Below are 452 nucleotides of genomic sequence, written 5' to 3'. Positions count from 1 at the left end.
GATCAGGATCACGCGGGCGGAGGGATCGAACTCGGCGGATTCGATGGTGTCGGCGAGCTTGCCGTACATCGCGTCCGTCAGCGCGTTCTTCTTGTCGGGGCGCGCCAGCGTGAGGGTGAGAATTCCGCCGTTGTTCTCGATCCGGACCAGGTCAGTCATTTGTCGGCTCCTTATTCCTCTGAATCTCGCGAAGGGTCTCTTGGAAATTTGTCCTGAATGCTCGTCAGCCAGCGCGCGACGATGTCGATCTCCGCGCTGGTAAATCCTTCCGTCAATGCCGCGTTGATCCCGGCCGCATCGGTCTTTGCCTGCGCCAGCGCGGTTCGTCCCTTCGGCGTCAGCCACACGCGCCAGGCCCGGCCGTCCTCGCGATCGGCCCGCCGCTCGACCAGCCTTGCCGCAGCACTGCGATCGACGAGACCGGAAATCCCGGCCGGCCCCATGTCGAGCGC

1 protein-coding gene is annotated in these 452 nt (G+C 64.4%); it reads right to left on the bottom strand.

Features of this window, described 5'->3' with window-relative positions; all coding sequences use genetic code 11:
• Positions 1 to 170: 170 nt before the first annotated feature.
• On the bottom strand, positions 171 to 452 hold a 282-nt coding region (locus QC029_RS31385), incomplete at its 5' end, for a MarR family winged helix-turn-helix transcriptional regulator (protein ID WP_279559097.1).

Origin of the sequence: Streptomyces sp. DH37 (assembly GCF_029813835.1) — a bacterium.
GTDB lineage: Bacteria > Actinomycetota > Actinomycetes > Streptomycetales > Streptomycetaceae > Streptomyces.
The sequence above is the reverse complement of the archived record's forward strand: the minus strand, read 5'-3'. Positions and strand labels throughout refer to the sequence as shown.